The following is a 26877-nucleotide window of genomic DNA, read 5'->3' on the forward strand; positions in this document are numbered from 1 at the left end:
GCGTATCGATGAATGCACGCACTGCGCTGGATGCAGCTACCTCCAGCGAGGTCGAGGTGGTCCTGATCCAGATTGACCATCCCGATCTTCCAACGCCCATCCGGCTGTCCACCGATCCGACAGAGCGTATCTCCACCGACCCGCTGATCTACGGCACGCGGTCCACATGGCTCGGCGCAAATCCCGCAACGGAGCCGTTTCTCTTCATGCTGATGGCGGCCGACATTCCCGGTGATCTGGAGGATGCCCCGGCGGCCGCCACCTTTGTCCTGGAGAATGTGAGCCAGGACATCACCGCCGTGCTGCGCAGCTTCATTGACAGACCGAGTGTCCAGTTGGCCGTTGTCCTGGCCAGCTCGCCGGATGTGATCGAGGTGGAGTATCGTGGCATGGTCATGATATCCTCTGATGGAGCAGTCGGAGAGGTCAGCATCCAAGTGTCCCGCGCACCGATTGAGGATGAAAACGTACCGATGGATCGGTTCACCAAGGACCGCTTTCCGGGGCTGTTTCGATGAGCTGGGCCAACGCCTATGTCGGCATGCCCTTTGTTGATCAGGGCCGCGATTGGACAGGTTGTGACTGCTGGGGCCTGGTGCGTCTCGTTTATGCTGAGAAGCTCGACATTGATCTGCTCGATTACCAGACTGCCTATACCAGCGCGGCTGAGCATGCCGAGATCGCCGCGTTGATCAATCGCGAGATCGATATGGGTCCATGGAGGCGCACCGAAGCGCCGGAGCCCTTTGACGTGCTGTTGTTTCGGCAAGGCCGCCTCGGGAGCCATGTCGGGATCCAGATCAACGCGACCAAGATGCTGCACATGGCGCGCGGCGAGCAGGCGAAGATCGAGGACATTCATGGGGTCCGATGGGGCAATCGGTATCTCGGCGCGTATCGCCACGTCGCCAGACGCACGCCATTAAACGACCCTTTAAAGGGGTCGTTATGACCCAGCTTCTTCCCGACTTTTTCTGGATCAAGATCGAGGATCATTGGGAGATTGGCGCCACTGTTGCGGGGGAAAAGGGTGCAATCTGGTGGCGCTGGGGCAGTAAATGGCCTCTGAAACCGGGGGCAATTCGCGAGATTGGCCCAAAAATTGAACGACCAGCGCGAGGGTGACGTCATGACCCAGCCCCTTGTCCCTGTTCTTGCCGCACCCTTGATCGGCCCGGAGCGCTTCCGCATCACGCTGAACGTCCCGACCGGGCTGACGATTGCGCAGATTGTGCAGCGTGTCCTGCCGGGCGCTGGCCTGACCCTCTCCCGGATGCGAGTAACGCTCGTGTCCACGGAGGGCGCCGCATTGATCCCGCAGCATCTCTGGGAGCGAGTGCGGCCCAATGCGGGTGTCCAGGTTGTGATCCGGGGTGTGCCCGGTGATGACCAGACGGTGCGGTCCATTTTGCTCGTGGCGGTTTCAGTCGCGGCTCTGGTGTTTGCACCGCCTCTGGCGGGTGCGATTGGCCTGGGTGGCAGCGCATTCGCAACAGGCCTGATTGCCGCTGGTCTGACCGTCACCGGCACCTTGCTGGTCAATGCGCTGATCCCGCCGCCGGTGCCGGACGATGGGACACGCCGCAACGTCTATGAGATCAGCGGGTTCCGCAATGAGCAGCGCCCTGGCCAGCCCGTGCCGCTTGTCCTCGGCAGGCATCGTTATGCGCCACCCTTTGCCGCACCACCGTTCACGGAGATCGTTGGCAATGATCAATATGTGCACGCACTGCTTTGCGTCGGTTACGGTCCGGTCCGCATCAGCGATATCCGCATCGGTGACACGTCAATTGATGCCTTTGATGACGTTGATATCGAGATCCGGGAGGGGCGCGAGAGCGATCAGCCTGTCACGCTCTACAGCCAGCAGGTCTACGAGGAGACCTTTGGTATTGAGCTGACGCGGCCGGTCCTGCTCGACAACAATGCAACAATCCGGGACGCCATTCGCGGGGCGCTCTACGGCCGTGGCAGCCCCAATGCCGGACCGGAGCAGCCTGTTGTCCGCGCGACTGGTTCGAATGCCGAGCAGATTTCGGTGCTGATTGCCTTCACCGGTGGTCTCTTTCGGGTGAACAGCGACGGTGATTTGCGACCGCACAGCGTGAGGTTTCGGATCCGGGCACGGCTCCAGGGTGATGTGAACTGGACGGACGTCGGGAACCTGACTGTGCGCGAGCAAAAGCGCGAGAGTTTTGTCCGCCAGTTCACCTTTGATGCCCCCGCGCGCGGGCGCTGTGAGGTCGAAGTGACCCGCATCACGATCAACAGCCTGGATCCGGCGCGATCAGACCGGGCTTATCTCGCCGCGATCCAGACGATCCGGTCGGAATACCCGATCAACGTCGCAAAGCCACTGGCACTGATTGCGCTGCGCATCAGGGCCTCAAACCAGCTCAGCGGCGCTCTGGACAATGTGAACTGCATTGTGGAGCGCGAAGGTCTGACACGGGATGGGGGTCAGTGGATTGCCGGTTATAGTCGGACGCCCGCCTCGGCCTTTCTCTTTGCCTTGATGGGGCCATCCAATCCCTATCCGGTGACCGAGGCCGAGATCGATATGGATCTGATCGCGGAGTGGCACGATTGGTGCCTGGCCAGGAACCTCAAATATGACCGGCCGCATGATCAGACCGAAAGCCTGGCCGAGATGCTGGCCCTGATCTGTGCGGCAGGACGCGCCACGCCGCGCCATGACGGGGTCCGCTGGGGTGTTGTCATTGATCGCCCCGAAGAGCTGGTTGTGGATCACGTGAACCCGCGCAACAGCAGCGACTTCGAATGGGGACGGACCTACTTCGCACCACCCGACGGCATGCGGGTACGGTTCCTTGATGAGACCAACGATTACCAGGAGGCCGAGCGCGTCATTCCCTGGCCGGGACATTTTGGACCGGTCAATCTGACCGAGGCGCTCGATCTGCCGGGCAAGACCGATCCAGACGAGATCTGGATTGAAGCGCGGCGGCGCATGTACGAGCTGATCCACCGCCCCGACCAGTTCTCAGTGCTGCAGGACGGGGCCTCCCGTGTCGCGACGCGCGGCGACCAGGTCATGGCGAGCTTTGATACGCTGGAGCGCACGCAGATTGCGGCACGGGTGAAGGCGGTTCAGGGCAATGCTGTTCAGATCGATGAGAGCGTGCGTGTTGGCGAAGATTGGGGGATCCGGTTCCGGGTCTTTGCGGATGCAGACGATGTGATCGGGGCTTCGGTTGTACAACCACTCGTGCCAGGCGCATCGACGACTTCTCTCGTTGTCTTGCATGGAAACGGACAGCTGCCACGCATTGGCGATCTGGTGCATCTGGGGCCGCGCCAGACCGAGAGCCTTGCCTTGCGCATTCGCGGCATTGAGCCGGGTCAGGATCTGACCGCGCGATTGCTGATGGTGGCAGCCGCACCCGTCATCGATGAGCTGACAGATGCCGAACAGCCGCCTGTTTGGGACGGGAGCACGGGGACACCCATTGTGCTGCCGCCCAAGCCGCTGCCAAATCCCTTCTTCTCCGCGATATCCGTGGGCACGGTTGAGGGTGGTACGCCCAGCACTATCGACATCACATTGGCGGTGCCGCGTGCCATTCCCAACGTTACGCTTCCGGAACGGTATGAGCTGGACCACAGGCTTCAAGGCGACCCGAACTGGACGACCATTGTCATCGAGGCGCCATCTGACTCGGCCATCATTCCCGACTATGCCCTGGGCGACACGGTCGAGTTGCGGGCGCGCGCGTTCGCAGGGGAAGAGACAACTGCCTCCGCCGTGTTCACGCTTGCGATGCCAAACGCGCCCTCACCGGCTTCCTGACGGGGCAATGCGGACGCTTACCCCGCAAGCGCTTGCGTGTTTATCGGGAGTCGCGCGCACGCGATGTTGGAGTGACCAGCAAAAGAGGATGTTTCAATGGCTTTGAATGGCGTCAGAACAACGGACTTGCCCGCACTCAACGCTGCGGATGATGTGATCGCAAACAGCGCGGGGACCACAGGCACAATACCCTTTGCCACGCTCGTCGCGCTGATCAATGCCACGACCGGCCCGACCTACGCGCTTCTGGCGGATCTGGACGCCGATCTGGTTTGGGCGGACGGTGTGCTGGCGACGGTCTGGGGTGAGACGGATGACTCGCTGAACGGTATCTATCAAAAATTCGGTGCATCCAGCACCGGGGCCTGGGGGTGGGTGCGACCATTACCCCTGACCACGCTGGGCGCAGCGTTGTTGAAGACCAAGGCCAATGAAACAGACCTTGCGGCATTGCGGGCAGATGTCGCGGCCCTTGCTGTCGGGTTGTCGCCCGCCGGTGCCTGGGATGCCTCCAGCGGGGCTTTTCCGGCTGACGCGGCTGAGGGCACATTCTACGTGGTCAGCATAGCGGGCACGGTGGACGGGCAGACCTTTGCAGTTGGAGATTGGCTGATTGCGCTGGTGACCACCCCCGCGACGGCCATATTTGCAGGCAACTGGACACGCGCGGACTATTCGGAGGTTGTTGCGGCGGCCCTGATTGATCCACCGGTATTCAAGGTGGGGGACCGGGCAGCGACCAGTGCGCAATTGAACACCCTCTCCATTGCAACAGGCGGCCACGTGTCTGATGGCGGGCGGGACTACGGGCTGACCATTGAAGCATTCGAGCCTGGCATCTGTCTGGTTGATCGCAGCGTTAATGCGGGCCAGAGCCTGATCAAGGGAGACGCGGCCCAGATCGCCCTGTGCCACGATCCGGTGAACAACGATGGCACCATCGGTTTTAACACAAACACCGACACCGTGATCTCGGCGCGATTTCGGGCGCAGTCGCAGCGTTTCTATGCCGATGGCGAGGAGAAACTGGTGCTGGATGCAGACGGGTTGCGCCTGGATGGGCAGAAGGTTGTAACCGAGCAATCCTTTCCAATCACGCAGCACAAGTTCAACAACCCGCCTTACACGGGCGCAGATCCGATCAGCAGGGTGTTCATTATCGAGAATCTCGCGTTGGAGCCGGGGACCTATCTTATCGAGGTTCACGGCGCATTCACCTACTCAGGTCCCGGCGGGTCGCAGCAATCCGTTGATCCCGTATGTTTTGATCAGTTCAGCAACGCCAATCTCATCGATTTTGATGATTTTGGCAGTGGTGCGTTCGAGCAGCGTATGCTCTCCAATCTGACGACGGGACTGCTCTATTGCACGGCAATTCTGAAATTGAATGAGGCAAGAACTGTGAAAGTGGGTTTCTCCCAGGGATCATTCTTCAGCAACGCAAGCCACACTTTCCAGGTCTTCAGACCACGCGTGACGATCCAACCGGCCCGGTCTTTGAACCCTTAGTGCGGGAGACACCGCGATGATCCTGGTGCGAGATGAGGATCGCACCCATGACAGCGGTGACACAACGGCTCCGATCCGTGTCGCGACTCGCCGCTCAGAGCGTGGGGCTGACAAGAGGTCCGCAGATCGTTAAAGGCCACTTTAAAGCCCCGTTAACAAAAAATCGCTGGCTGCAACTTTAACTGTTTCGCGCTGCAAAACTTACTGTCGCGCTACAATATCCACATGAATCTTTTGCGACAGGGCGGTTTTGGCCAAGAAATCGCTTTACAGGTGCCAAGACAGGCCTCACGATATGTTGTAGGGGAATAATGTGAACAACACCTCCCCTAGAGCAGGCACCTAGCGCTTGGGCACTGCCATGACCCTTGCGCCAAAAAGAGTGAGGCCGAGCATATGGCATTGTCCGAACAGTATCTTGAGGCTGACGATCTGCACCCGATCGACCTGGTGGAGCATATCGCCGAACATCATGCGTGGGAATTTGACCGCATCCATGACGACCAAATCGCCATGGCGGTTGAGGGTCAGTGGCGCACCTATTCTATCACGCTGGCCTGGTCACCTTATGACGAAACGCTGCGGCTGATCTGCACCTATGAGATGGAGCCCCCGGAAGAACGGATGCCCGCCTTGTTTGAGGCGCTCAACACAATCAATGATCGCTGCTGGGCCGGGTCATTCACGTGGTGGGGTGAGCAGAAGCTGATGGTCTATCGTTACGGGCTGATGTTGACAGGTGACCAGATGGCGGGGCCTGATCAGGTGGATACGATGATCAATGCCGCCGTTTCTGCATGCGAACAATACTATCCGGCGATCCAGTTGGTGACCTGGTCGGACCGCACTGCGGAAGAGGCGGTACAGGCCGCAATTGGCGGCGCCTACGGGCGCGCCTAACCCGCGACGACCAAAAGGCTTTTCTCTGTCACTTCCATTGCTTAACCTTTGCGTAAACATCGGGCGAGGGACGTGCAATGGATATGAATGAGGTCGCCGCGCGTGGTCTGGTGCTTCTGGGCTGCGGCAAGATGGGATCGGCGATGCTGGCTGGCTGGCTGCGCAATGGCCTGCCGCCAGAGGCCGTTTGGGTCATTGACCCTTATCCATCCGATTGGCTGAAAGAGCAGGGGGTGCATATCGGCGGTGATCTACCCGCGCATCCTGCCATTGCGATCATTGCGGTGAAACCGCAGATGATGGAAACGGCGCTGCCGGATGTGCGGGCCTTGGGCAATGGTGAGACCCTGGTGATCTCCATCGCCGCAGGCACGCCGATTAAGACTTTTGAGCGTGTTTTGGGCGGTGGCACGCCGATCATCCGCGCCATGCCGAACACGCCCGCTGCCATCGGCAGGGGGATCACAGCGCTGATTGGCAACAGTCAGACGCGCACAGATCATATGGACATGGCAGAGGCGCTGCTCTGGTCTATCGGCCAAACTGTTCGACTGGACAGTGAGGATCAGATGGATGCGGTCACGGCGCTGTCCGGGTCAGGACCGGCCTATGTCTTTCACTTGATCGAGGCGATGGCAGATGCGGGTGTTGCGCAAGGATTGTCGCCCGTTCTCGCGATGCAATTGGCCACCGCAACGGTTGGCGGTGCTGGTGAATTGGCGGAGGATGTCGATGAGACACCCGCGCAGTTGCGGGTTAATGTGACTTCTCCCGGTGGTACGACGGAAGCGGCTTTAGGCGTGCTCATGGATGAAGAGACTGGGTTCCGTCCGCTTTTGCGCCGCGCGGTGGATGCGGCAGCGGCCCGGTCGCGGGAGTTGGCGGATGAGTGAGATTTCGTTTGACGATTTTCTGAAGGTGGACGTGCGCGTGGGTACGGTCTTGCGGGCCGAACCCTATCCGGAGGCGCGCAAACCGGCGATCAAGCTCTGGATCGATTTTGGAGGTGAGATTGGTGAGAAAAAGACCTCCGCCCAAATCACCGCGCATTATACGCCAGATGACCTGGTAGGGCGTCAGGTCCTGGCCGTTGTCAATTTTCCACCCCGCCAGATCGGCAAGTTCATGTCGGAGGTTCTGGTGTTGGGCATGCCGGATGAAAATGGCGAGGTCGTGTTGGTCGGCCCTGACGATACGGTGCCTATCGGGGGACGTTTGCATTGAAGCGGCTTTTGATCACACGGGTCCTGCCCGATTCCAACCTCACCTTTGCCCGCAACCGTTATGATGTGACGCTGCGCGATACGGCTGATGGGATGAGCGTGGCGGAGGCGTCAGCGGCTTTGGCCGATTACGATGCAATCCTGCCCACATTGGGGGATCAGTTCACTGCGGAGGCGTTTGGCGGTGACATCCGCTGCGGTATCTTGGCCAATTTCGGGGTTGGCTATAACCACATCGATGTGGGTGCGGCGACCACGGCGGGTGTGGCGGTCACCAACACGCCTGATGTGGTCACGGATGCCACGGCGGATATCGGATTGACCTTGATCCTCTCTACCTGCCGTCGCGCGGTCGAAGGGGAACGTCTGGTGCGTGCCGGGCAATGGACAGGTTGGGGGCCAACGCAGATGCTGGGCACCCATGTGACAGGAAAAACCGTGGGTATTGTCGGCATGGGCCGGATCGGGCAGGCGGTTGCACGGCGCTGCCATTATGGATTTGAAATGCCGGTGCTCTACTATAATCGCTCACAAAAGGCCGTTGATCTGCCCGCCCGGCAAGTCGCAACACTGGCAGAGCTAATGGCGCAATCGGATATCATCGTTGTCACTGTTCCCGGCGGTGGCGCGAATACGCATCTGATTGATGCCGCAGCACTCGCAGCCATGAAACCCACGGGCATCTTCGTGAATATCGCACGTGGCGATGTGGTCGATGAAGAGGCTCTGATCGCGGCTTTGCAATCAGGTCAGATTGCAGGTGCGGGCCTGGATGTTTTTGAACGTGAGCCCATCGTTCCAGATGCGCTTTGCGTGATGGAAAACGTGGTGCTTTTGCCGCATCTGGGTACCGCCGCGCTCGAAGTGCGCACGGCAATGGGGCAAATGGCGCTTGATAATATCGTGGCCTGGGAAGAAGGGCGCCCGTTGCCGCAACAAGTGACCTAGATCAAAGTGAGGGTATGAGGACCTGCTAAGACTTTTCCAACAACAAAGGAAAGTCCCATGTATACCAATATCCTTGTTCCGGTTTCGTTTGAGGCGGATCGTAACGCTCAGGGCGCGATGGAGATCGCCAAGGCCTTGCGCGCAGAAGGTGGCAAGATCACCTGCCTTCACGTGATGGAAAGCCTGCCAAAATACGCGACCGAGTACCTTCCGTCGGATCATCTGGAGCGGGCAAAGGCCGACATTGTTGAAAGCCTTGGCGGCCTTGTGGCGGATGTGCCCAATGCTGAAACGATGGTGGTGAACGGTCATTCTGCACGTACGATCCTCGAATATGCAGGCGATCAGGCGAATGACTTGATCATCATCGCTAGCCACCAGCCGGGTATGCAGGATTACCTGTTGGGCTCGACCGCCGCCAAAGTCGTGCGGCATGCCAAATGCGCGGTGCATGTGCTGCGCTGACAGACGATTGGGCGAAATGCTGACCTGATATTGACCCGGCCCCCGTGATTGCGCAGGCTGCGTTTTACACAAGTTGGGCGGATCAATCACAGTGGCACAATCCAGATGGCATGGCGCGGGCGTTGCGCTGATTTGCGGATCGCTGATCCTGCTGATCTCGCTCGGCGTGCGGCACGGCTTTGGGCTGTTTCTGCAACCCGTCAGCATGGCGCAGGGCTGGGGACGCGAATCCTTTGCCTTTGCTATGGCGCTGCAGAACCTTGTCTGGGGCGCGAGCCAGCCGATCACGGGCATGATCGCCGACAGATACGGGGCCAAGCCCGTCATCGCGATTGGTGCCCTGCTTTACGCCGCAGGCCTTTGGATGATGAGCCAGGTGGGCGGCGAGACGCTGTTTATCCTTGGCGCTGGCGTTCTCATTGGGTTGGGCCTGTCGGGGACGACCTTCCCGGTGATCTTTGCTGCGATCAGTCGGTTGGTGGCGCCCGAACAACGGTCCTTGGCGATGGGCATAACGATGGCCGTCGGCTCCTTCGGGCAGTTTGCGATGCTGCCGATCTCTCTTGGTCTGATCGTCGGGTTTGACTGGCAGGGCGCGTTAGTCGCCTTGTCCATTCTGGCACTGCTGATGCTGCCCTTGGGTTTTGGCATCCGCACTGCGCCTGCCCCGGTGACGAGTGCGGTTGAAGATGTCAGTTTTGTGCAGGCCTTGCGCGATGCGGCAGGCGAAAGGGATTTCTGGCTTTTGTCGCTCGGCTTTTTCGCCTGCGGGTTTCAGGTGGTGTTCATCGCGATCCACCTGCCTGCATATCTTGCGGATGAAGGGATTGGTGGCGGTGTTGCCACCACGGTGCTGGCGCTGATCGGGTTGGTGAACATCGCGGGCGCTTATTTCGCGGGTTTTTGGGGCGGCCGGTATCGCAAGCCGATGCTGCTATCGTGGATTTATCTGGCGCGCGGTGTGGTCATCGCGGCGTTTCTGTTTCTGCCGCTTTCGGCCTGGTCGGCTTACCTTTTTGGGGCGGTGATGGGGCTCTTCTGGTTATCCACAGTGCCGCTTACCAATGGCACGGTCGCCTCGGTCTTTGGGGTCAAACACATGTCGATGTTGGGCGGGATCGTCTTTTTCGCGCATCAACTGGGCTCATTCGCCGGGGGGTGGATGGGCGGCTGGCTTTATGACCGAACCGGGAATTATGACGCGGCCTGGGGCATCGCCATCGGGCTCAGCCTGATTGCGGCTTTGTTGAACTGGCCGATCACCGAGCGGACATTGGCAGAGCGGCGGGCCACCGCATGAAGGCGCGCTGGCTTATCCCCTTTGCATGCACCCTGCTGGCAGGGGTGGTTTTGGCAGGGCTCTTCACGCTCTACCAAAACCCGCTTTTTGAACTTTATCTGATTGAATGGGGCCTTTGTTGAGCCGCTATGCTGCGGCCAACAAGTCCTCGCTGATCTGCCAAAGCCGTTCCGCGCTGTCATCGTCGCAAGCATGCGCGTCCACACCGAAATAGCGGGCCGTTGGCTCATTCTGTTTGGTGGGGGCGGCGATATTGCAATCCTCGCAATAAACACCTGCCTTGCCGGCCAAAAGCGGTGAAGTTGCCGCCCACAACGTGGTCGAACACCCCTGTTCGGGGGATTTGAACCCCTGCTTGGCCAGTTCGGAAGGTTCACCGTCTTCGCCCAGCCAGCCAAGCGCGATCATCTCTTCTTTCGGCAGGTGTCGTTGCAACGGTGTAAAGATACCACCCGGGTGAACCGAAAATGCCGTGCCGCCAAAAGATGACATGCGGCGCGACAGGGCATTTGCAAAGAGCGCATTCGCAGTCTTGGCCTGACCATAAGCCTGCCATTTGTCGTAAGGGGTTTGCGTGAACTGGATGTCGTCCCAGTGGATATCGGTGATCTTGTGGCCGGTTGAAGACAAGGCCACAACCCGTGGCGCGCTCGCTTTTTCCAGAAGCGGCATCAAGGCCTTGGTTAAGGCAAAATGACCCATATGGTTGACCCCAAACTGGCTTTCCCAGCCGGGGCCAACCCGTGTTTCGGGGGTCGCCATGATCCCCGCATTGTTGATCAGGAGATCAAGATGCGACAGCGCGTCGGTAATCCTGTCCGCAAATTGCCGGACCGAACTGAGGTCGGCCAGATCAAGCGGTGCCGTTGTGATGTCGCCCGTCAGATCGGCGAGTTGTTCCTTTGCCTTCTCGGCAGAGCGCACAGGGACAATGATCCGCGCCCCGCGATCGGCCATAGCGCGCACGGTCTCCTTGCCGATGCCGCTATAGCCGCCTGTGACGATGGTTGTCGTTCCGGTCAGGTCGATATCGGCCAAAACCTCGGCGCCGGTGCTTTTGGCGTGGAATGCGGTGTCTTGCGGGATCTGATCGGCCAGGCTCATGTCATGCTCCATTTGGCGAAAGTGGGTTTGCGTCAGACTTCAAAGATATGAACAAGTTAACCTCTACGACAGGTGGTATCCTCCTTCACACTTGCCTGATCCTCTGATCCTTCGGAAAAGCGAACGCCTCACCCCGCCTTTCGTGCACCGACAAAGCTTTTGGGAGGTGCACCGAACTTGCGTGAGAATTCGCGGCTGAACTGGGCCGGGCTTTCGTACCCGACATGAAGGGCGACGGAGGCGATCGGGGCGTCGCCATGCTGCAGCATCCGATGTGCATCCATCAGGCGCAAATCCTTCTGGAATTGCAGCGGGCTACGGGCCGTGGCTTCTTTGAAGTGCTCGTAAAATACAGATGCGCTCATGCACGCGATGGCGGCGAGATCGGCGGCACGGATCGTGTGGCGATACTCCTGCCGGATATGGGCGATGGCCTTGGCGATGCGGCTGGCCTTGCTGTCATGGTTCATCAATTGGCGCAGCGCGCCGGCGTGCTGGCTGCGCAAGACGCGGAAATAGACCTCGCGCGTGACCGAAGAGGCGAGGGCCCGTTCCGCGACCGGATCATCCCCCAACCGAAACAGGCGCGCCATGGCGTCGATCACCTCCGGCTCGGCCTTGCCCGCATCGAGCCCGTGCGACGCTTCACCCATCCATGCCGAGGCATCGACATCGCTGTAAAGCGAACGGAGCATCTCCATATCAATCAGAATGCCAAGCGCCATGAAGGGCCGCTCGGGGCTGGCGGTAATGACCGAGGACAAAAGCGGCATGGCCTGACCGGCGATCAGCAGATCACCCGCGCCATAAGCGATCTTGCGGTCGCCGTAATAGGCCTCTTTCTGACCTTGCAGGACCAGGCTGATGGCCGGGTCGATGATTGTACAATCCCGAAGTGTTTCGTGGCAGCCGGTGATCACGCCCATATTGCGCACACCGGTTGCAATCAAAGCATCGTCGTTCCCTTGCGCCTCGCGCCAGTGGGTCACGTCTTGCAATAAGGCTTCTAAACTCATCGTTTCACCCTATCGCATGCCGCTGCTTTGGGAAACGTACATCCCGCAGGGTCAGAGGATCGGGCAAAACAATCGGAGAATTGTGGCCCATAGTGGTGGAAGATTGTTAGGGCTTGCCCAGCCGATCCGCCTTTTTGCGTACCAGCACGGCGCGTAGATCGTGAATGGCAAGCAGGATGTCATCGGTCAGCTCTTCGAGTTGCGCATCCGTTGCCCGTGACAGTGCCCATTGCGTCATCAGATTCAACTGATCGCGCGTACGCCGCATCTCATCAAGATCACGGGCGGCAAGCTGCGCCTGTCGCGCGTTGATCCAATCATTGATCGCGATCTCCTCATCCTGGCTCAGCTCATGATCGCCATGTGGCTTGAAATCGCCCCGGTTGGTGTTCACGATTGCGATCTGCTCCATGTCGATGCGGCCCTGCCGGTTCTCGGTGTTGATCCGAAAAACTGCGGCCCCGTTGTCGCGAATGCGGAAGTAATAGGGGGGAAGTGCGCTTGCCATGGCGGTAAGTCCTTGTGCAGTCTGCGCGGCAACCTATCACTGCGCGCCGCACGCGACCAGTCGGTTTAATGTGGGTTTTCAAGCACTTCAACGGCCAGGATCGTTGGCAGATGCCGGGCGATTTCGGTCCAGTGATCGCCTTCGTCAACACTGGCGAAAACCGACCCGCTATTGGTACCGAAATAAATGCCCGCCTGGTTCTGGCTGTCCCCCGCCATGGCTTGCCGCAGAACGGTGAAATAGCAGGCCTCCTGCGGCAGTCCCTCGCGCAAGGCTTCCCAGCTTTCCCCGGCATCGCGAGAGCGCCAAACGGCGGCGGCCGCATCGGGCGGGTAGCGCCCGGCGCTGTCGCCGTTTAGCGGGATCGTCCAGATCGTGTCCGGATCATGCGGGTGGACACGGATCGGGAAGCCGAAGGTAGAGGGCAGGCCGTCATTAATATCGTCCCAAGACCGCCCGCCATCGTTTGACCGCCAGACACCGTGGTGGTTCTGCTGATAAAGCCGATCAACGCTTCCGGGCGCCCGCATCATGTTGTGGACGCAGTGCCCCGTCTCGCCGTTTGCCGGGGCTGCGGGATGATGGTGTCCTTCGCAGGCTTCCGCATTCGACAGCCTGTTCCGCCGTTCCCAGCTTTGTCCACCGTCTTCCGTGGCAAAGACGCCAGCCGCTGAAATGCCAATCCAGAGCTTGTCCTTGTTGGCCGGGTCCCCCACGATCGTATGAAGCGTCAGCCCGGCGGCACCGGGGTTCCACGTGTCGGCGGACGGGTGGTTGGCGAGCGCTTCCAGCTTGTCCCATGTCTCGCCATTGTCTGTGCTGGCGAGGAAATTGGCCGGTTTCGTGCCAGCATAGAGCGTGCCGTGATGGTGCCCGAGCGACCAGATCTGGCTGAATTCCTCACCAAAGGGCGGCGGCGTGTCGGTCCAGCCGATCATTGCTGCGAAGTCCGGATCGTTTGCCGCCCACTCATCCATCTCCCCCTTGGTAAGCTTGGCGCAGCTCCAGGTCTCGCCCCTGTCATCCGAGCGCCAGACACCCGCGCCGGACCAGTCGCCACCACCGCCCGCCCAGATTGTGTCACCTTCGCCAATCATGTGGTTGATGGACCAACCGTCACAGAAAGGGCCGCTGACGCGCCAGTTGTCGCGGTTCTTTTCGCTCGTGACGAGGAAAGCGCCCTTTGTCGTGCCAACAAGGATCGTGGTTTGCATGGTATGTTCCCCCCTTACTTGCCGGGGAGGGTAGCATAGTGTGGCCGTTTCGTGAAAATTATCGGCTAGCGATATCAGCGTCTTCCTGTGCAATTGAAAGACTAAGCCATGAAATACCTTGCTATGCCAATACTGTTAGCAGCCACCGCCTGCGAGCGGTCAGACCCGAACGTTTGCGATGTCGTGATGATGACCGAAAGTGAATACACCGCCTATGAAGCGGTGCCTGACGACCAAAAGCCGGAGCATTGCGCGATACAGGTCATACCGGACGAGCTCTCACAACAGGTCAACTTCGAAATTGTGGACCCTGCCTAGTTTAGCGCTTCCCAGAGAGTTAAGAGCCGCTCGCAGGTCTCTTTCATCGCCTCATCCGACGTTGGATAACTGACCCGAATATTGGGGCTGCGCTTATGAATGACGCCTGAGATCGGCGAGTGTTGGGTTTTGCTTAGCCGGGCGTCTCAAAAGCGTAATCCATCTTGCCTGAGCGGTGGTTAGGTCAGAAGTCGATGATTTCAGAGAACGCCTTTTCGACATCGCCTCCTTTAGCGCAAGACTGAGTTTTTGCGACAAACTGTGAACGACATCCGCCACTTCCTCACGTTCGAGTGTCGCAAGCGAACTTTTCATCTTCGCAAATGCCATCAAGAAGTCGGTTAGGATTTGCAAGCTCTCCCCGTGATCCGGGACTGCATTGTTTTTCTTGATCTTGGCGATGGCGCGAAGCGCCCTTGCGTAAGCGTCTTTTGCCTTCTTGGAGCCTTTTGGTGTCACGCCGCTTCGCCCGTCCCATGACCGGAAAGGATTTTCCAGATTCCGCTCCAGCCAGTCGGCGTTGCGCGCTTGTGCTACGTGGAAGCGTCCGAATTCAGACCGTCGTTTGCGCGCCTGTCGGGCCACATCCGCGGGAATAGAAGAGAGGTGGATGTCGTCCAGAAGTGGGGAAGATGACCTCGTCGGCAGATCGTCGCCGCCGATACCAAAACAATCGACCAGCAACAAACGCCGCAGCTTTGGAAACCGCTGAAGCGCATCCGCATTCTTGAGTACGGTCGGCCCACCCCGAATGGCCAGACTGACCAGTGCGGGAAAGCTGCTCGCGACAAAGGCCAAGTCTACGGCGCCATGGTTGATCGTCAAAGAGGAGAGTTCGGCAAGGCCGCTGATAACTGGCAGCTGGAAATCGAGGTTCTGCAAGGTCAGATGCAGACGATGCCCCATGCCGTCATGCGCAATGGCACAGGCCCCATCGTTATCATCGCGAGGACCATACAGGACCAGCTGTTCGATACTGCTCGGCAGCTTGAGCTGCTTCAATCCCTGAACATCCGCTCCAACTCGTACCAGCGATTTCTCCGTTAGGTCCAGGACAGATTGGTCATGTTTGTGTAGGCTTAATGCTGCGAGCGATAGAGCGTCCATGGTGTCGAAAAAGTCTTGCGGCGGCCCCGTCATGACAAAGTCGGTCAGTTGTGGCGTCGCTTTCAGTATCGACCAGTCATGGTGCTTTGCTTGCGGGTCAAACGTTGCTTTCCTGCCGCGATACATGAACGCGAAGCCACCTTCATTTGCTTTGCGCACAACCTCTGCGTCACTGAGTCGGTTTCGACGCTTTTGCGGGAGAAGCCACGCTGGCTCGTGCGGAAAGCCGCTGTACCCCACATTGGTCGTCGGCACGTCGACAAGTGGTGCTTCGGTGCGGATATGATGATGCCCCATGGGAACCTGCTGATCAGTACTACGGCCCATATGCGCATGCGGCAGCGGTACAATTTCCCGCGCTGCTGCAAGGCTATTTCCAGACCAGTCAAGCGCGACCCAACCAAAGTCAGCTTCTGACGAGGGCCTCGGGGTGCAAACCTGATAAGCCCCCCATGGACCACCGAACCAGCCTTGGAAGGCATAGATGCCGCCAATGATCGGTTTGCGGGGCAGGGTCCTGCTCACAATGTAACCTTGACCTCCTTAAACCCAAGCGATTTCTCAGATCAGCCCTTCGCAGAATTTGATGATACGCTGACACGCTTCTTTCAGCGCCTCATCCGACGTTGCATAGCTCACACGGAAATTGGGGCTTAGGCCGAAGGCGGCACCAAAGACCACTGCAACACCAGTTTCTTCCAGCAATGCGGTCGCGAAGATCTCATCGTTTTCGATCTTCGTCCCGCCTGCCGTGGTCTTCCCGATACAGCCCGCGATGGAAGGATAGACGTAGAACGCGCCTTCGGGCTTGGGGCAGACGATCCCCGGCGCCTTGTTCAGCATGTCAACCACAAGGTCACGCCGCCGCTCGAACAATGCATTGTTCGGGGCGATGAAATCCTGCGTGCCGTTGAGTGCCTCAAGTGCTGCGTATTGACTGACCGAGCAAGGGTTCGACGTGGATTGTGACTGTACCTTCCGCATGGCCTTGATCAAATGCTCCGGCCCGCCCGCATAACCGATGCGCCAGCCGGTCATCGCATAGGCTTTGGATACGCCGTTCACCGTCAGCGTCCGGTCGTAAAGCCCCGGTTCGACTTGTGCTGGCGTGCAGAACTTGAAATTGCCGTAGGCGAGGTGTTCGTACATATCATCCGTCATCACCCAGACATGGGGGTGGCGCATCAGAACGTCGGTCAGCTCTTTCAGTTCGCTCCACGAATAACCCGCGCCTGTCGGGTTTGACGGGGAATTGAACAGAAACCACTTTGTCTTGGGCGTGATCGCCGCCTCAAGCTGTTCCGCCGTGATCTTGAAACCCTTGTCCAAAGTGGCTTCGACAGGAACGGGCGTGCCGCCAGCCAGCAACACCATATCGGGATAGCTGACCCAGTAAGGCGCCGGGATGATCACCTCATCGCCCGGGTTCAATGTCGCCATAAACGCGTTGTAGAGAACCTGTTTGCCACCGGTTCCCACAGTTATCTGCGCGGATGAATAGTCGAGCGCATTGTCACGCTTGAACTTCGCGCTGATCGCCTCTTTCAGCTCCGGGATGCCGTCAACTGCCGTATATTTCGTCTTGCCTGCCGCAATTGCGGCAACGGCCGCATCCTTGATGTTTTGCGGCGTATCAAAATCCGGCTCACCCGCACCAAGGCCGATCACATCGCGACCCGCCGCCTTCAATTCCGCCGCTTTTGTCGTCACGGCGATCGTCGGTGATGGTTTTACGCGGTCAAGCGTCGCAGAAAGGAAAGTCATCAGCCTCATCCGGTGGTTATTTGCGATCAATGATGACATAGGCTGGGGCCGCGGATAAGCGCAAGCGGCAAGGAGTGCAGAATGACCGTTTCAGACGTCGATTGGTTTAGTCCGGAAGCTGCGACATTCGGAGATCGCCTTGCCGGTGCCCGCGAGGCTGCGGGGCTGACCCAAAAAGAGCTTGCCGCGAAGCTTGGGGTGAAGCCCGTCGTGATCACGGGCTGGGAAGATGATATCAAGGAGCCGCGAGCGAACCGTTTGCAGATCGTCGCGGGCATCTTGGGTGTGTCGCTCAGCTGGCTTTTGACCGGAGAAGGCGATGGGCCAGAGGCGCCGGGCGAGGACGGCCCCGTCGCCGCTGATCTCTTGGATCTGCTGGCCGAGATACGTGGTCTGCGAGCACAGATCACCCAATCTGGAGAAAAGCTGGGGCAACTTGAAAAACGCCTGCGCACTGCCATCAAGGAGCAGTTATGACCGAAGACCGCGTCATGATGATCAAACGGTTGCGCATGCGGTCCATGCGTCGGGGGATCAAAGAGATGGATTTGATCCTGTCGGCTTTTGCAGAGGCAAAGCTTGACGGATTGTCTGACGCAGATCTGACGCTGTATGACACTTTGCTGACCGAGAATGATCACGACCTCTACGGTTGGATCGGCGGCCAGTTTGCAGTGCCGGAGCGCTATCGTGCATTGATTGCACAGATTTCCGCGCTGGCGGAAGGCGTCACGCGCCCCGCCTGATTTTCGCGAAAGTAGCTTCAATTTTATCATTTAACTGAATGTTTTTTGTTTCGTCTTAAGCAGATCGCCGAGCAGACGATGGAGTGACGAAATGAGCATTCATACTGACCTTGATGGAGAGGCGAAAACCGGGATGTCAGCTGCGCGCAGTGCGGCTTTCATGGCATCGTACCTGGATGCGCTGACACTGGTTGAACGGCTGCACCGGTTGCTGCTGGATGTGATCAAGGACGAATTCGAACGAGTTGGTCTGTTAGAGATCAATCCGGTCCAGGCGCTATTGCTGTTTAATGTAGGCGACAATGAAGTGACTGCAGGCGAGCTGAAGACACGCGGTTACTATCAGGGCTCGAACGTGTCCTACAATCTCAAGAAGCTGGTTGAGATGGGCTACATGCATCACCAGCGCAGTGAGATTGATCGCCGATCCGTCCGTGTCCGTTTGACCGAGAAGGGTCGGGATGTGCGTGAGATTGTGGCGCAATTGTTCTCTACGCATGCTGACGGTCTTGTTGAGCGCGGTGTGCTGGACCAGTCCGGGATCGAGGACATCACTGGATCCTTGCGGCGTGTGGAGCGGTACTGGACCGAGCAAATCAGATATATCTATTGACGCGCGACTGCGCGGCAATGTGTGGTTGATGAGGTGAATCGTTCAAGCGGGCCGGCCGGAAATGCCGCTGGCCCGCATCCATTTTGAGGAATGTAACGGCGGGCATTGAACATATTCACCGTCCTTCATTTCGTCTCGGATCGTCGGCGACCCTGCGGGTTTTCAGTGATGCTGATCGCGGGTCGCAGATGGTGCTGTTGTGACGGACCTGCTTCGTTGATATCTCAAACCTTACACGGCGCGCGATGGGTTCGACCATCCGTACGCGCCTTTGCGTTGGTGATGGCCTCTGTCGTAGAAAGTGAATGCCAAGCTTTCAGAAAGGAAGGCTGAGTAGAGTCCCTTCTGGCATTCGTTCGAGGGCAATTTGCGTTGGCCAGTTCATGGACATGAGGCAAACGCGCATCGATATTTGCGCGGTCTTCACCTTTGACGCTGCACTTGCTTCCGGGGTGTTTGGCTCCAAGTTACGTGGGCAGATGATCAGTAAAGCCTGCATTGACCAATCTATCGAAAGCTGACTGCACGGCATCCGGTATTTCAATCGGCACCTGAAAGCCGCGCTCTGCATAACTCTTCATGCGTGCAACATCCCCGACCATCTCACAGAATAAGGCGCGTTCGTCGTGATGTGGCAATGGCTGGGCGTCAAAAGACGTTGCTGGTGCTGTGATCAGAGCTGTGACGCACGGCCATTGGCGCAGCACTGTCGCCTTGCACCGCAACTGTGTCTGCGGTTTTGTAACGATGATGACCCGCCGTGCCGTTGGGACCAACTTGGCGCTGAAGCTGATGTTTTCGCCGATATGTGTCGCACAACGTTCAAGCATGATCGCGTCTTCCGGAACCCCGTCCTTGATCGCCTGATCTTTGAACGCTTCCGCCTCGGTTACCTGGTACAACGCGGATGTCCAGTTGCCCGATGCGCCCGAAAAGATGATCCTTTCGGAAAGGCCAGCATGAAACAACTCGGCGCAACGCGTCGCGACGCGCATATCGTAAGACCCGAGACCGATAATAACATCAGAACGCTGAAGATCGTCGTAAACGCAATGAAAACCCCAAAGAATCCGTGCGGCGGTGCGAATCTCCATCATTCGGATGTTGCACTTTGTCGCGGAGAGGGCTGACCTGTCATCTGAAAGCGGCAACATCGCCAAGCTGACCAATCGCGATACTCGCCAACTCGCGCAAAAGTTTGCGTTCCATGGCGGCTGCATAATCCTCGAACCCCAGCGCGACCTCGACAAATGCGCCGGGGCCACGCACCACGTTACGCCGGTAATAAGCGGAAAGCGCCTTGATATCGGCAAACCGGTGGTCGTCACCGCGGGCATTACCTGACCCGATGACCAACCCGTTAACCGTGACGCCCGGCGGTGTCCGATCCGAAGGAATATCTTCCGGGCGCGGCCCTGTATTGGTTTCCCCATCACCGGAGAGATCCAGCGTGCGTTTCCAGCAATCGGGTTGCGCGTCAAGCAGCGCGAACCCGTAAAGAAGCGCGGCACCAATCGCGGTGGTTGGCGCAGCAGTGATCCGCTGATGACCTCGGATCGTGCGAACCGCGTCGGCAAGGTCCGCCGGTGTTTGCAATTCGGTCCAGGGCAATACCAGAGTCTGGTTGGGTGGCCCGCTCCACTCAAAGACGGCGATTCGAATGGGCGCGTCCGGCTGCGCAAAAAGCACCTCTTGCACGGCATCGCTTTGGAGCGCACTGGCCAGCCCTTCAAGCTGTAACCGATACTCCACGGCATCGACGGAGGTAGACATGTCGAGCCCAAGTGCGAGGGCTTGGCGACATGCGGCGTGTGCTGCGCCCGACCAGATCAGCAGGCAGGCTAATGCGCGGATCATCCGGGCGAGGCCGCATTGCGGCCGTCGGGCGGCGCCAACTCACCCATGATCTGGGACGAGAGCTCGCGGATCAGTTTGCGCTCCATGGCGTTTTGGTAGTCTTCGAAACCGTTAGCGACCTCCAGAAACGAACCGGGGCCGCGGATGACCTTGTTGCGATAAAAGGGGATCAAGTGGATTTCGGCCTCATACTCCCCCGCATTGATGACCAGCCCGTTGACGACAACATTGTCGAATGGGAAGGCGGTGTAGGCCTCTTCCGGTCCGAAACCATCGTTATTTTGGCCATCACCCGCAACATCAATGGTCTGAAACAGACAGTCAGGCCCTTCCTGCAGCCGGATCGCCGCATGTCCCAGCGCGTGACCCATCGCTGTGGGAAAATCGTTGTGGCTGCGTTTGCTGCTCGCAATTATTTCCGAGACATGGAGCAGGTCTGCCGGGCTCTCGATCATGATCCATGGCGTCAGATCCTGCTGGTTGTACCGCCCGCTCCATTCAAAGACGAGCAGTGCGACGGGATCGGCGCTGGCAAAAAACGCGGCCTGAACGTCAGGGGCCAGAAGGGCGGCCGCCAACCCGCCCCGTTGCAGCCGATCCTCAAGCGGATCGACCGAGGCAGACACATCCATCGCCAGGACAAGCGCAAGCCTGCAGGCCTGTGCCGGGGCTGCCGCAACACACAGCCCCGCGATCAGCGCAGCCCTTACCAATGGCCGGTATTCTGCATGCTAGCCCAAGGTTCTGCCGGGGGCAGGTTGTCGCCCGCCTGCAGAAGCTCGACCGAAATATTGTCGGGCGAACGCACGAAGGCCATATGCCCGTCCCGTGGGGGACGGTTGATCGTCACGCCGTTGTCCATCAGGTGCTGGCACGTCTCGTAGATGTTATCGACGCGGTAGGCGAGGTGGCCGAAATGTCGGCTATCAGATGGCAGCGCATCGTCGCCGTCCCAGTTATAGGTAAGCTCAACCGGGCATTCCTCTTGCCCCGGTGGTGCCATGAACACGAGGGTGAAGCGCCCGCCTTCATTTTCGAACCTGCGCGTCTCTTTGAGACCCAAGAGTTCATAGAAGGCGATGGATTTGTCGAGGTCTTTGACCCGAACCATCGTGTGCAGATATGTCAGCGGCATGGCAGCGTTTCCTTTCGGTGCATGTTTGCAGGAAAGGGTAGCTGTAGAAACGCGACAGTAAATCCCCAATCGGGTATCGCAGCAAAGTGTGATGGAGGAAACCAATGGCAGTCCCTAGGGGAATCGAACCCCTCTTTCCAGGTTGAAAACCTGGCGTCCTAACCGATAGACGAAGGGACCGCGCTTGGTGCGCTGCTTTTATGGAAACTGCGCGTATGGCGCAAGAGGGTTTTTGCGGTTTTTTGTGGGCCTGCGTCAGTAGGCCGGGGCCGCATCTTCGAGCCGTAGCTGCACCGATTGTCGCCCCTGCCAGGTGTTGATGTCCAGCCGTCCGGCCAGGTGAAACCGCGCCCCGTTATGGCCCAAAAGCATGGGCCCGACTGGCCCGTCCATCGCGCCAAAACAGATTGCATCGATGCGGGCGTTGATCCCGTCACCAAAGCTGATTTTCAGATGGTTCGCGCCAACCTGTTTGGCAAAGTGGATCAGCACGTCGGGAAAGGCAAAGCGTGGGGCAGGGGCACCCGCGCCGAAGGGACCTGCATCTTCGATCTGATGCACAAGCTCTACGCTCGCGGCACTGGGCATCAGGATACCATCAAGGCGCAGGTCGGCGGGCCCGATCGCATCGGCCCCTTGTTTTGCTAAAAGATCGCCCAACCGTTCCATCGCCGGTTCAAGTTGATCGCGCGTAACTGTCAAGCCAGCGGCCATCTTGTGCCCGCCACCCTTGAGCAGCAGTTCATCTGCCGCCAAACGCTGAATGGCGGCCCCCAGATCGACCCCGGCGACGGAGCGGCCGGAGCCCTTGCCGATATCGCCCTCAAAGCCGATGACGATGGAGGGGCGGTTGGTCGCCTCTTTCAGCCGCGCGGCGACGATTCCCACGACACCCGGATGCCAGCCTTCGCCTGCCGCCCAGACAAGCGGTCCGTCAAGACCGCGCGCGGTGGCTTGCTCCAACGCTGCATCACGCACTTGCGCCTCCACCTCGCGCCGTTCGGTGTTAAGTTGGTCAAGCTTGCTGGCCAGCGCCTCCGCCTCGTGCCGGTCGGCTGTGGCCAGCAGGCGGCCACCCAGATCAGCTTTGCCAATGCGCCCGCCCGCATTAACGCGCGGCCCCAAAAGAAAGCCGAGATGATAGCTGGTTGGCGCCTGATCCAGACCTGCCACATCGGCCAAAGCGGTGAGGCCGATCCTTTCCCTGCGCGCCATAACGGTCAGGCCCTGACGGACAAATGCACGGTTCACGCCCGTGAGTGGGGCCACATCGGCCACCGTGGCCAATGCGACAAGATCAAGCAGCGCCATGAGATCGGGGCCCGTCTTGTCGGCGCTGCGCAATTGCCTGTTCGCTTCAACCAGCATCAAAAACACAACGCTTGCCGCGCAGAGATGCCCCAGATCTCCGGTTTCGTCCTGCCGATTGGGGTTTACGATAGCAAGGGCAGGGGGAAGCGTTTCTCCGCCCAGATGGTGGTCAAGCACGATGACATCCGCGCCTTTCGCGGCCGCGATGGGACCATGCGACAGCGTCCCGCAATCGACGCAGATGATTAAATCATGCTCAGCCGCGAGCGCGGACATTGCGGCGTCATTCGGGCCGTAACCCTCATCAATGCGGTCAGGGATATAGAGTGTGACGCTCACGCCTAGGTCGCGCAGCCACGTGATCAGAAGTGCTGCAGACGCACCACCGTCAACGTCGTAATCGGCGAAAATGGCGATGCGCTGATTGCCTTCCACCGCGCGCAAGAAACGCGTGGCGGCCTTTTCCATATCTTTCAGACCATGTGGATCGGGCAACAGGTCGCGCAAGGTCGGCGCCAGAAAGGCGGGGGCGTCCGCCGCAGCCACGCCACGCCGGACCAGCGTGCGGCATAGTGAACCGGGGAGGCCGGTTTCCTGCGCCATCGCCTCAGACAGGCGATCCTCTTCCACCGACGGGCCGACCCAGCGGCGCCCGGTCGCCGAGGCGCTGACATTCAGAAAGGCGGGTTTATCTTGTAGGGCGTTCATTGCCCGCCACAATATGCTGCTGTTCGCGGTTTAGCTAGTGGGGTTGCGATAGATCATGCGCCGGACCGAACCGGTTTTGGAACGCATCAGGATCGTCTCAGCCGTCACGAAACCAACCTCGCGCTTGATCCCCGGCACAAGAGAACCGTCCGTCACGCCGGTGGCCGCAAAGATGACGTCCGCCGTGACCATATCATCGCGTGTATAAACACGGTCAAAATTGGTGATCCCCGCCTTCTTGGCGCGCCCACGCTCATCATCGTTGCGGAACATCAGGCGACCAAAAATCTGCCCGCCCATGCATTTCAGCGCAGCGGCGGCCAACACACCCTCCGGCGCGCCACCCGAGCCCATATACATGTCGATGCCGGTCAGATCCGGTTCCGCGCAATGCATCACACCCGCCACGTCGCCATCGGTGATGAGTCGGATCGCGGCACCGGTACTGCGGATTTCCGCGATCATGTCTTCATGCCTTGGCCGTTCAAGGGCGCAAACGGTGATATCGTTCGTTGAACAGCCCTTGGCCGCGGCAAGGGCCGACACACGCTCTGCCGGGGACATATCGAGTGTCACGACGCCGGGGCGAAAGCCGGGGCCAATCGCCAACTTTTCCATATAGACATCAGGGGCATGCAGCATCGAGCCGCGTGGCCCCATCGCGATGACTGCCAACGCATTCGGCATGTCCTTGGCGGTGAGTGTCGTCCCCTCAAGAGGGTCGAGCGCAATATCAACGCCGGGGCCAGTGCCGGTTCCGACTTCCTCGCCGATGTACAGCATCGGGGCCTCGTCGCGCTCACCCTCCCCGATAACAACCACCCCGGCAATATCCAACTGGTTCAACTGGTTGCGCATCGCGTCCACCGCGGCCTGGTCTGCGGCCTTTTCGTCGCCGCGTCCGATGAGCGAGGCACAGGCAATGGCGGCGGCCTCGGAGACGCGGGCCAGGCCCAGTGACAGGCTGCGGTCGTTAAAGTCGTGGGGCTTTGACATGGATTGGTCCTTTTTTGACGTTCTTCACCCTAAAACCTGTCCACATGACAGTCACAAGACTGTTTGCGCTAAACCGCCTCAATCCGGATGGCGACAGGTTGGCCGGTGACAACACCAGTGCCAGCAAATGCGGCAAGCGCCTCATCAAGGGCGGTGCGGGTGGTCTTATGGGTCACGATCAAAACCGGGGCCATCGTGTCATCATGGCCGTATTGGCGCATCCGGTCGATGGAAATACCCGCCTCTCCCAGCGCTTGGGCGACTTTGGCCAGCGCACCAGGTTTGTCCAAAAGCTGCATGCGCAGATAATAGGGTGCCGGTACGGCGGCACGGGCGGCACGGGCCTTGCGCAGTTGTGCGGCAGGTTGGCCGAAGGTCGAGATGCGCAAGCCACGGGCAATGTCCATGACATCACCCATGATCGCGCTGGCGGTTGGGCCTTCGCCCGCGCCCGCGCCACGCAATACGATTTGGCCGACGGCATCGCCTTCTAGGACAACCATGTTCGTGCCACCGTCCAACTGGCCCAAAGGAGAGGTGGCGGGTACGAGACAGGGCGACATGCGTTGTTCTAGGCCGCGCCCGGTCAACTGAGCCACGCCCAGCAGTTTGATCTTGTAGCCCATATCAGCGGCCTGGTTGATGTCTTCGATTGTGACAGACCCGATCCCTTCCAGTTCGACCGCGTCAAAATCAACCTGCGTGCCGAAGGCAATGGAGGACAGCAACGCCAGTTTGTGCCCCGCATCGATCCCGCCCACGTCAAGTTCGGGGTCCGCCTCAAGGTAGCCAAGCTGATTGGCTTCTTCGAAAACTGCTTCGTAGCTGAGGCCCGCATCCTGCATGCGCGTCAGGATATAGTTACAACTGCCATTCATGACGCCCATGACGCGGGTGATGTCATTTCCAGCCAGTCCCTCAGTCAGAGCTTTCACGACGGGGATGCCCCCGGCCACCGCTGCTTCAAACCGGATCAAATGGCCCGCCGCCTCGGCCATTTCTGCCAATGATTGTCCGTGGATAGCCAGCAGCGCCTTGTTGGCACTCACCACATCCTTGCCAGCAGCGATGGCTGCCTCGGTTGCGTCTTTGGCTGGACCTTCGTGACCGCCCATCACTTCGATGAAGAGATCGACATCATCGCGTTGCGCGAGGCTCACCGGGTCATCTTCCCACGCGTAGTCAGACAGATCAACGTCGCGGTTCTTGGTCTTGGACCGGGCGGATACTGCCGAAATGGCGATGGGGCGACCGCCACGCGCTTCCAAAAGTTCGGCATGTTTTTGCACGATGCGGACGACGCCGACACCCACAGTGCCAAGACCCGCGATCCCAAGGCGAAGTGGTGAAGTCATCCGGCCGTCCTATTCCTGTCATGCATTCCGCTTGGGTAGTATCGAATAGGCGGGGTTACTGCAACGCGCCGATCTCGACCTCACGCAGACGGGCTGCGCGTGCCTCTAACGCGGCGATCCTGTCTTCCAGTGAAACGTCTGTGGCAGGGTCCAGAAAGGGTTCTGATGGTAGGGGTTCCAATGAGGGGTAGGGGGCCTCACGCGCCGCATCGGTGATGCTGTCGTCAAGGTCAGGGAAGGTCGCACAGGCTGCCAGCGCCAGCAATGAGATCAAGACGTATCGCATGGCGGCAAGGTACGCAGTGCTGTGCAGAAGGGGCAAGGGGGTTTTCAATTGAACAATTGTTCAGTTAAGTGAAAGTCATGGCGCGCAAACAAGGTTCACATTCCGATATTACTGGCCCCCGGGTGCTGGACACAGCGCTACGGCTGATTGCGGAACATGGCTTTGCAGCGGTTTCGATGCGGCAGATTGCGTCGGAGGTTGGGGTCCAGGCGGGTGCGCTTTACAACTACACGCCCGACAAACAGAGCCTGTTGTTTGACATGATGCGGGCGCATATGGCGGAGTTGCTGGCAGCACTTCAATCGGTCGATCTGCAGGGCGACGCGGTTAGCCAGCTTGAGACGTTTACCCGTTTTCATATCCGTTTTCATTTGCCGCGCCCGGATCAGGTTTTTGTGTCTTACATGGAGTTACGCAGCCTTTCGCCCGAGAATTTCTCGGTGATTGAGCGGATGCGTCGCGACTATGAAGACGCGCTTGAGGCGATCCTACGGCAGGGCGAAGCCGAAGGCGTCTTTGCGGTTGCTGATACGCGCGTGGCGACGCGGGCGATCATTGCCATGCTGACCGGGCTCAGCCATTGGTACCGGGATGGCGGCGCGTTGGATATCACTGCAATCGAAGCAATCTATTGGGACATGGTGCGCAAGTCAGTTGCCGCGTAGAGCGCATGCGGGGCGAGT

General features: G+C 59.2%; 31 protein-coding genes and 1 tRNA gene. 17 read left to right on the forward strand and 15 right to left on the reverse strand.

Annotated features, from left to right (window positions below):
• Positions 1-8 precede the first annotated feature (8 nt).
• The 12 genes from SLH47_RS18505 (at position 9) to SLH47_RS18560 (ending at position 10278) form a co-directional block, all read left to right on the forward strand.
• Positions 9-518, forward strand: coding sequence for a hypothetical protein (locus SLH47_RS18505; protein ID WP_320241555.1), 510 nt, complete (start codon positions 9-11; stop codon positions 516-518).
• Entirely contained in the window at positions 515-952 is a 438-nt protein-coding gene (locus SLH47_RS18510; RefSeq protein ID WP_320241557.1) for a C40 family peptidase, read from the forward strand. The genes SLH47_RS18505 and SLH47_RS18510 overlap by 4 nt, the downstream gene beginning before the upstream one ends.
• Entirely contained in the window at positions 949-1125 is a 177-nt protein-coding gene (locus tag SLH47_RS18515; protein WP_320241558.1) for a hypothetical protein, read from the forward strand. The genes SLH47_RS18510 and SLH47_RS18515 overlap by 4 nt, the downstream gene beginning before the upstream one ends.
• A 4-nt stretch (positions 1126-1129) precedes the next feature.
• Positions 1130-3811: a phage tail protein gene (locus SLH47_RS18520; RefSeq protein ID WP_320241560.1), complete on the forward strand. Its 2682-nt coding sequence runs from the start codon at positions 1130-1132 to the stop codon at positions 3809-3811.
• Between the two features lie 96 nt (positions 3812-3907).
• Entirely contained in the window at positions 3908-5320 is a 1413-nt protein-coding gene (locus tag SLH47_RS18525) for a hypothetical protein (RefSeq protein ID WP_320241561.1), read from the forward strand.
• A gap of 396 nt (positions 5321-5716) precedes the next feature.
• Positions 5717-6220 carry a YbjN domain-containing protein gene (locus SLH47_RS18530; protein ID WP_320241563.1) on the forward strand — a complete coding sequence of 168 codons (504 nt, stop codon included), beginning with the start codon at positions 5717-5719 and terminating at the stop codon, positions 6218-6220.
• Positions 6221-6297: 77 nt separating this feature from the next.
• Positions 6298-7113 (forward strand): pyrroline-5-carboxylate reductase, encoded by an 816-nt coding sequence (gene proC, locus SLH47_RS18535; RefSeq protein ID WP_320241564.1) that lies wholly within the window; start codon positions 6298-6300, stop codon positions 7111-7113.
• A complete protein-coding gene (locus SLH47_RS18540) occupies positions 7106-7444 on the forward strand; it encodes a tRNA-binding protein (RefSeq protein WP_320241566.1) in 339 nt (112 codons plus the stop codon). Before proC ends, SLH47_RS18540 begins: the two co-directional genes overlap by 8 nt.
• Entirely contained in the window at positions 7441-8391 is a 951-nt protein-coding gene (locus SLH47_RS18545; RefSeq protein WP_320241567.1) for a D-glycerate dehydrogenase, read from the forward strand. Before SLH47_RS18540 ends, SLH47_RS18545 begins: the two co-directional genes overlap by 4 nt.
• 57 nt (positions 8392-8448) lie before the next feature.
• Positions 8449-8856 (forward strand): universal stress protein, encoded by a 408-nt coding sequence (locus SLH47_RS18550; protein WP_320241569.1) that lies wholly within the window; start codon positions 8449-8451, stop codon positions 8854-8856.
• Between the two features lie 91 nt (positions 8857-8947).
• Complete coding sequence (locus SLH47_RS18555) at positions 8948-10156, forward strand: MFS transporter (RefSeq protein WP_320241571.1); 1209 nt, start codon at positions 8948-8950, stop codon at positions 10154-10156.
• Positions 10153-10278: a hypothetical protein gene (locus SLH47_RS18560; RefSeq protein ID WP_320241573.1), complete on the forward strand. Its 126-nt coding sequence runs from the start codon at positions 10153-10155 to the stop codon at positions 10276-10278. The genes SLH47_RS18555 and SLH47_RS18560 overlap by 4 nt, the downstream gene beginning before the upstream one ends.
• A 4-nt stretch (positions 10279-10282) precedes the next feature.
• Here the strand turns inward: SLH47_RS18560 and SLH47_RS18565 are convergent, their stop codons facing one another.
• From SLH47_RS18565 to SLH47_RS18580, 4 genes are all read right to left on the reverse strand, one after another.
• Entirely contained in the window at positions 10283-11260 is a 978-nt protein-coding gene (locus SLH47_RS18565) for an oxidoreductase (RefSeq protein ID WP_320241575.1), read from the reverse strand.
• Between the two features lie 128 nt (positions 11261-11388).
• Positions 11389-12276, reverse strand: coding sequence for an AraC family transcriptional regulator (locus SLH47_RS18570; RefSeq protein ID WP_320241577.1), 888 nt, complete (start codon positions 12274-12276; stop codon positions 11389-11391).
• 106 nt (positions 12277-12382) lie between these two features.
• Positions 12383-12784, reverse strand: a complete 402-nt coding sequence (locus SLH47_RS18575) for a hypothetical protein (RefSeq protein ID WP_320241583.1) — start codon at positions 12782-12784, stop codon at positions 12383-12385.
• Between the two features lie 65 nt (positions 12785-12849).
• Complete coding sequence (locus SLH47_RS18580; protein WP_320241584.1) at positions 12850-13998, reverse strand: exo-alpha-sialidase; 1149 nt, start codon at positions 13996-13998, stop codon at positions 12850-12852.
• 123 nt (positions 13999-14121) lie between these two features.
• Between SLH47_RS18580 and SLH47_RS18585 the strand changes: the two genes are divergently transcribed.
• Positions 14122-14316 (forward strand): hypothetical protein, encoded by a 195-nt coding sequence (locus SLH47_RS18585; RefSeq protein ID WP_320241586.1) that lies wholly within the window; start codon positions 14122-14124, stop codon positions 14314-14316.
• A gap of 93 nt (positions 14317-14409) precedes the next feature.
• Here SLH47_RS18585 and SLH47_RS18590 read toward each other — a convergent pair whose 3' ends face one another.
• Together SLH47_RS18590 and SLH47_RS18595 are read right to left on the reverse strand one after the other, a co-directional pair.
• Positions 14410-15948 carry a hypothetical protein gene (locus SLH47_RS18590; RefSeq protein WP_320241588.1) on the reverse strand — a complete coding sequence of 513 codons (1539 nt, stop codon included), beginning with the start codon at positions 15946-15948 and terminating at the stop codon, positions 14410-14412.
• 36 nt (positions 15949-15984) lie between these two features.
• Complete coding sequence (locus SLH47_RS18595; protein ID WP_320241590.1) at positions 15985-17187, reverse strand: pyridoxal phosphate-dependent aminotransferase; 1203 nt, start codon at positions 17185-17187, stop codon at positions 15985-15987.
• A gap of 81 nt (positions 17188-17268) precedes the next feature.
• On the opposite strand from SLH47_RS18595, the gene SLH47_RS18600 reads away from it, so the two are divergent.
• From SLH47_RS18600 to SLH47_RS18610, 3 genes are all read left to right on the forward strand, one after another.
• Complete coding sequence (locus tag SLH47_RS18600) at positions 17269-17664, forward strand: helix-turn-helix transcriptional regulator (protein WP_320241592.1); 396 nt, start codon at positions 17269-17271, stop codon at positions 17662-17664.
• Positions 17661-17933 (forward strand): succinate dehydrogenase assembly factor 2, encoded by a 273-nt coding sequence (locus SLH47_RS18605; protein WP_320241594.1) that lies wholly within the window; start codon positions 17661-17663, stop codon positions 17931-17933. Before SLH47_RS18600 ends, SLH47_RS18605 begins: the two co-directional genes overlap by 4 nt.
• A gap of 91 nt (positions 17934-18024) precedes the next feature.
• Entirely contained in the window at positions 18025-18546 is a 522-nt protein-coding gene (locus tag SLH47_RS18610) for a MarR family winged helix-turn-helix transcriptional regulator (protein WP_413785657.1), read from the forward strand.
• Positions 18547-19013: 467 nt separating this feature from the next.
• On the opposite strand, the gene SLH47_RS18615 is transcribed toward SLH47_RS18610, so the two are convergent.
• The 9 genes from SLH47_RS18615 to SLH47_RS18655 form a co-directional block, all read right to left on the reverse strand.
• Entirely contained in the window at positions 19014-19640 is a 627-nt protein-coding gene (locus tag SLH47_RS18615; protein ID WP_320241596.1) for a YdcF family protein, read from the reverse strand.
• A gap of 40 nt (positions 19641-19680) precedes the next feature.
• Positions 19681-20403: a DUF1194 domain-containing protein gene (locus SLH47_RS18620; RefSeq protein ID WP_320241598.1), complete on the reverse strand. Its 723-nt coding sequence runs from the start codon at positions 20401-20403 to the stop codon at positions 19681-19683.
• Positions 20400-21116, reverse strand: coding sequence for a DUF1194 domain-containing protein (locus tag SLH47_RS18625; RefSeq protein ID WP_320241600.1), 717 nt, complete (start codon positions 21114-21116; stop codon positions 20400-20402). Before SLH47_RS18625 ends, SLH47_RS18620 begins: the two co-directional genes overlap by 4 nt.
• Positions 21110-21538: a VOC family protein gene (locus SLH47_RS18630; RefSeq protein WP_320241601.1), complete on the reverse strand. Its 429-nt coding sequence runs from the start codon at positions 21536-21538 to the stop codon at positions 21110-21112. The genes SLH47_RS18625 and SLH47_RS18630 overlap by 7 nt, the downstream gene beginning before the upstream one ends.
• 105 nt (positions 21539-21643) lie before the next feature.
• Positions 21644-21718 (reverse strand) — tRNA-Glu (locus tag SLH47_RS18635).
• Positions 21719-21793: 75 nt separating this feature from the next.
• The gene (recJ, locus tag SLH47_RS18640) at positions 21794-23557 is read right to left on the reverse strand and encodes a single-stranded-DNA-specific exonuclease RecJ (RefSeq protein WP_320241602.1); all 1764 of its coding nucleotides are present in this window, start codon (positions 23555-23557) and stop codon (positions 21794-21796) included.
• 30 nt (positions 23558-23587) lie between these two features.
• Positions 23588-24553 (reverse strand): class II fructose-bisphosphatase, encoded by a 966-nt coding sequence (gene glpX / locus SLH47_RS18645; RefSeq protein WP_320241604.1) that lies wholly within the window; start codon positions 24551-24553, stop codon positions 23588-23590.
• 68 nt (positions 24554-24621) lie between these two features.
• Positions 24622-25908: a homoserine dehydrogenase gene (locus tag SLH47_RS18650; RefSeq protein ID WP_320241605.1), complete on the reverse strand. Its 1287-nt coding sequence runs from the start codon at positions 25906-25908 to the stop codon at positions 24622-24624.
• Positions 25909-25963: 55 nt separating this feature from the next.
• On the reverse strand, positions 25964-26194 hold the full coding sequence (locus SLH47_RS18655; RefSeq protein ID WP_320241607.1) for a hypothetical protein: 231 nt from the start codon (positions 26192-26194) through the stop codon (positions 25964-25966).
• Between the two features lie 77 nt (positions 26195-26271).
• On the opposite strand from SLH47_RS18655, the gene SLH47_RS18660 reads away from it, so the two are divergent.
• Positions 26272-26859 carry a TetR/AcrR family transcriptional regulator gene (locus tag SLH47_RS18660; protein ID WP_320241608.1) on the forward strand — a complete coding sequence of 196 codons (588 nt, stop codon included), beginning with the start codon at positions 26272-26274 and terminating at the stop codon, positions 26857-26859.
• Positions 26860-26877: the final 18 nt, after the last annotated feature.

Source organism: Cognatiyoonia sp. IB215182, from assembly GCF_033963905.1.
In the GTDB taxonomy this organism is placed as follows: domain Bacteria; phylum Pseudomonadota; class Alphaproteobacteria; order Rhodobacterales; family Rhodobacteraceae; genus Yoonia.